The organism is Komagataeibacter ossonobensis (assembly GCF_057359305.1).
This window is the reverse complement of the sequence record NZ_JBXAYQ010000085.1, coordinates 1-5,048: the sequence shown is the minus strand read 5'-3', so window position 1 is coordinate 5,048 and position 5,048 is coordinate 1. Positions and strand designations below refer to the sequence as shown.

The following is a 5,048-nucleotide window of genomic DNA, read 5'->3' as shown; positions in this document are numbered from 1 at the left end:
TTCAAAGCAAAACGGCATATGTAGCAGCGTGACCTATCTCTCACTTCTTTCATGCCTTGAAAAAGAACGTCGATGATCCGCTTGTACCGTATCGTCATCTCCACATGATTAACAGGTCGGCCTCCTGAACATTTGAGGATGAGCGCCATGGCAGCGTCCTGGTCTATCCCGATGCTGCGATCCGTCTTGCTGTCATAGGCTAGAGCCGCCAAGGTGCGGCAATGCTCAGTCTTACCATGTCCAGCGAACGTCTCACTGCAGCGAGTACGTTCCATGACGATCTTTCGGATGAAACGTCGGCCACATGAAGACAGCGGAATTGGTTGCTGCCCCCTCATCGACATAGCACGCCTTGCGATCGCTCGTAGTGGACGATGAGGAAAAACGACGCATTATCCAAGTCCCCAGTCAGGGTGAATGCATGTTCGATAGGTTTCCTGAACTTGGGGGGAGTGCAATCAAGGAACCGACCACGATCTCGATGACCAACGACGTCCAGAACCACTGCTCATAAAAATCCGGTACGCGCCATCTGATGTTCTGACGTCCGAACATCAGCATCTGCTCCAATGCCCTGAAGTTCACGCATTTTGCGATGGAATGTATTACTCCCATCCAAGAATGATCTTACAAATTCCGCCTGAGAATGTTCTGACGTCCGAACATTGAGCATAAGGATGAACTAGAACCAGAAGACTATCGTAACACGTCGCACAGCAAAATATCATCCTCCATTATATCTTTGATCGCTATCTCCTCGGCTGATTTATGCCTCGTTTTAATGATTCGTCCGCTTTGACAAAGCCTCATTCAAGACACAAGTAATCTATAACATGGTCCTAAGTTGCCACTTCAGTCATGCCGCACCTGGGCCGGATTAGATGTTTGACGAGAAGCAGGCAACATTGATCGTATCTCTCGAAGACCAATTTAGGGCTTCATATCAGCCCATATGCCGTCGATTTTTTCCTTGACAAGAAAGACTGATAACAATCAACATCAACCATCATCGTTGACGTTGATGCTATTTTACGCATCAAAAGTCTGTCTGGGGAAGCCATAATGAACGGTCAAACATTTCGAAATAGCCGACTGACTTTGCGATTAAGTCAGGCCGACATCAAAGATGAACTCAACCGCAGACTTGGCCGAAGCTATGATAAGCCCAAGATTAGCCGGTGGGAAAACGATAAAGAACCAATCCCGGATGATGTCGCCGAGGTGATACGTAATATGGCTGGCGCAGTTCAAGATTCTGCAAGAATACTTGTGCTGGCAAACCAAAAAGGCGGCGTTGGGAAAACAACGTCATCGCTCAACCTCGCATACGCGTTGTCATCACTGGGAGGGCGCGTTCTTCTCATTGATATGGATCCACAAGCCACAGCTACAGCCGGGATACTCGCTGGCGCCAGTGTTGAACTTTATCATCAAGGCAAAACGACCGCTCACCTCATCCTTGGTGGAAAACCCCTTTCTGAGATCGTGGTTGCGGCGGGCACGCTACCAGACGGACGCGAACTGCCTTTCGATTTCATCGCCAGCCATATTGACCTAGCCGAAACGGACGGCCGGAGAGAACCCGGTTTTGACGCCGCGCTACGGGAAGCCATTGATCCTGTCCGTGAGGACTACGACTGGATCGTGATCGATGCACCTCCCAATCTCGGCATGCTTACATGGATGAGCCTTGCTGCTGCCGATGATGCAATTGTCCCTGTGAGAACCGAGCCTTACGACACAATGGGCGTTGGCCTGATTATCGGCACCATCGGCAAGATCCAGCGTCGTCTGAATCCAGGGCTTCGACTCCTTGGTATTTTACCGACCCAATATAACGCACGCAAATCTGTGGACCGCGAAGTCCTTCAACACTTATGTTCCATGATGAAAGACCGCGCTCCAGTTCTGGAACCCGTGCCTTCAAGCGCTGTGTACGGTCATGCTGCACGCGCAGGCAGGATTGCGTTGGAGTCCTCTTCTTCAGCAGCCGCAACGGCACCATACCTTCGACTGGCACAAGCACTCCAAACGAAGACAGATTTTCCGCTTGCAGATATCGAACAGCCTGAAAGTAATGCGTGATGGCAACCCGACGCAAAACAAAAGCCCCGTCTCCTATTCTCGGCGTAGCCGCTGGTCTCATTGACGACGCCAGCAACAGTTTTGTTCGCCAGGACGGAAAATTTCGACATACATTCGAAGTTCCTTTGACAGAAGTGGCGCCAGATCCGGACCAACCGCGAAAAAGTTTCGACGACGAGAGTATCGCAGCACTAGCAGAAACCATGGTCGCTGAAGGACAGCTTCAACCCATTCTTGTACGTCGTGTCACGAACTCACAATCCGACAAACGATGGGTCATAGTCGCGGGCGAACGCCGTTGGCGAGCAGCGCAACATGCTGGCTGGTCCAGCATGCTTGCAATTGAACACGACGGTGATGCTGAAGTCGCAGCGCTCATTGAGAACCTTCAGAGAGTGGACCTAAACCCTCTGGAAGAAGCAACCGGCATCCAACGACTGATTGAAAAAAGAGGCTGGAACCAGAGCCAGGCAGGTGAAGTTCTTGGAAAAAGTCGCGGCGAAATTAGCTCTATCCTGAAAATCCTGACGCTCCCAACCGATATCCTTGAAGAGTTGACGTCAGAGCGAGGTGTGGCACGAAATACCCTTGTGGAACTCGCACGAGTCCCGGATCCTGTGAGACAACAAGAGCTCATTGAACAAGCCAGAACCGGACAACTCACAGTAAAAGCTATTCGACTGGGTCGAGCTGACCTCGAACGGCCAGAATCCGCACCGACCCGCAAACCTTCTGGATTTACGTTTACATCCGTAGACAGGATGGCCCAGCGTCTAAGTGAAGTCCGTGCCCAACAACTCCCGCTTAATTCGGAAGACCGTGAACGCTTGCGAAGACTCCGGGCCGAGATTGATCAGGTGCTGGGTGATGAAAATACGTAACACTGACGAGAGAATCATTGACCCTGGCTGTATTAACCGGTTTGTTTGCATTCGGAACATCGCGCACAAAAGGCAAGGCTGGGGTAGATAATGGCTAGCAACGAAGCTGACCTGTTTGTCGACTCCCTAATAGGGGCTCCGTTAAAGGATGACAGAGCCCTTATGGAATATCCGTTCTTCAGCATCCAGAAGCAACCGCGCATGGAGCCTCTGGTATATGACGACGGGAAAATACAAATTACCATAGAACCTGGCCCAAAAGGGCTTGCGACGATTTGGGATAAAGACATACTTCTTTATGTCGTCTCTCTTATCAATGAACGCATTGAGCGAGGAATGACTGTCGACCATACAGTCCGCTTCGCTGCGCATGATCTCCTGCGCGTCACCGGTCGAGGAACAGGTAAGCGCAGCTACGACCTTTTGCTCGATGCGCTTCATCGTCTGAGATCTACAAATATCATGACAACCATCGAATCTGCAGACGAACGCGACCGGCGCGGGTTTGGCTGGATAGAGACATGGCGCGTAGTCGAGCGGAAAACATCGACTGGACGTAAAATTATGGCAGCCATTGAAATTACGCTCAATGACTGGATGTTTCGTGCCCTCGTCAAGGAACGCAGGGTGCTGACAATTAACCCCACTTATTTTAGTCTCGATAGTGGCCTGGGGCGCCGTATTTATGAAATCGGACGAAAGCATCTTGGTAACCAGGAAATATGGAAAATTAGTCTAGATAAACTCGCCAAGAAAATCGGTACTACACGCGAATTACGATTTTTCAAAAGAGATCTTCTCAAAATTATAGGCGATGACGTTATCCCCGATTATCAGCTATCCCTCGAAGTAGGTCCAAGGGGAGGGCGTCCCGTAGTGATTTTTGAACATCGAGAATCACAATCTTAGCGATAAAATATGAGCAGGACATGTGCGCGATGTTCCGAACCATGAGACGCTGTCGCGTTTGTTTTCCTAGGCTGCTGTGAAGCGCAAAATACCTAAGATATCAAGCCTGCTACTTATCGGATGCCATAACTTGTCATCGCCCAAGGAATCACACGCACGGACGTCCGAACGCCAGAGACCTACCTTAAACGTGCGCGATGTTCCGAATTCATGGCGTTTGGGCAGAGACTGCGCCTCGTAAACACCTTGGGCAACTATCGGCGTGAACTTGATGACCGAATTAGCAAGGTGAAGATCGTTAATGTGCGCGATATTCCGAATATCTGGCCTAATGCCTTTTCCGGCGTGCGCGATATTCCGAAGTTTTCTCTTCCCTATATCCATTCTCAAGAATTGGAGGCCTGTTGCAGTTGTTCTTGACGGTCGCAAAGTATGCCTTCTGCCCTGTCGACGATGATTACTCCCATTATTCACAGCAACGCGATTCTCGTTCGGAATATCACGCACGTCTTATCGGAACATCGCGCACATCCCAACGGAATATCGCGCACGCTTTCTTTCGGAATATCGCGCACGCCTTATCGGAACATCGCGCACAGAAACAGGCCCTAACCAAATGATATTAAACGCGCTTTTCGGCCTTTAACTTTTTAACAGTTTAAAAATAACCTTCTAACTCGACCGTTGGGGATAAGTCTGCCTTCCTTGCATTCCATCTTCAGTTCGCGCTAAGACGCATTACCTTCCGGTATGTAAGCAGCAGCTTTCCCCCCTTGAAGAAGCAGCTTATTCGACGTTGAATTAACGTCGCAATCTCTGCAACTACACCAATCGAGAAACACCCCTTTAGGGATATGATTTAGATTCGAGAATCCAAAAGCTAATAAACCGAGAATAAAAAGCCATAATAGAAATATAAGCCAGTATGTAAAAGCACCAGATCGACCAGCACGCCGCAAGGGGCGGCTCCTCCCCGTGCTCGGCGTCTGCGTCGCCTGCGCGCGGGTCCGGTGCTGCCGCTACGCGGCACCCTTGCCCCGCACCGCCCGACCCGGTTGCAATGAGAGCTGAAGGAAAGAGTAATCAGGCGACACAACCTGATTAGCACGCCCGTTCCTGACATCCCGAAAACCTGACCCGGAAACATCCCGGCCTGCAGAAGCAGCACCGGGC

The 5,048-nt window shown here is 50.4% G+C and carries 4 protein-coding genes; 3 read left to right on the top strand and 1 reads right to left on the bottom strand.

Features of this window, described 5'->3' with window-relative positions:
- Nucleotides 1-275 (bottom strand): hypothetical protein (locus AC1RQ9_RS18470; RefSeq protein WP_485988056.1); only part of this gene is annotated, 275 nt, incomplete at its 3' end.
- A gap of 787 nt (nucleotides 276-1,062) precedes the next feature.
- On the opposite strand from AC1RQ9_RS18470, the gene AC1RQ9_RS18465 reads away from it, so the two are divergent.
- The 3 genes from AC1RQ9_RS18465 to AC1RQ9_RS18455 all read left to right on the top strand — a co-directional run bounded on the left by AC1RQ9_RS18465 (nucleotide 1,063) and on the right by AC1RQ9_RS18455 (nucleotide 3,875).
- Entirely contained in the window at nucleotides 1,063-2,085 is a 1,023-nt protein-coding gene (locus AC1RQ9_RS18465; protein WP_025440117.1) for a ParA family protein, read from the top strand.
- Nucleotides 2,085-2,966 (top strand): ParB/RepB/Spo0J family partition protein, encoded by an 882-nt coding sequence (locus AC1RQ9_RS18460; RefSeq protein WP_010517477.1) that lies wholly within the window; start codon nucleotides 2,085-2,087, stop codon nucleotides 2,964-2,966. Before AC1RQ9_RS18465 ends, AC1RQ9_RS18460 begins: the two co-directional genes overlap by 1 nt.
- Before the next feature lie 90 nt (nucleotides 2,967-3,056).
- A complete protein-coding gene (locus AC1RQ9_RS18455) occupies nucleotides 3,057-3,875 on the top strand; it encodes a replication initiator protein A (protein WP_010511482.1) in 819 nt (272 codons plus the stop codon).
- Nucleotides 3,876-5,048 lie beyond the last annotated feature (1,173 nt).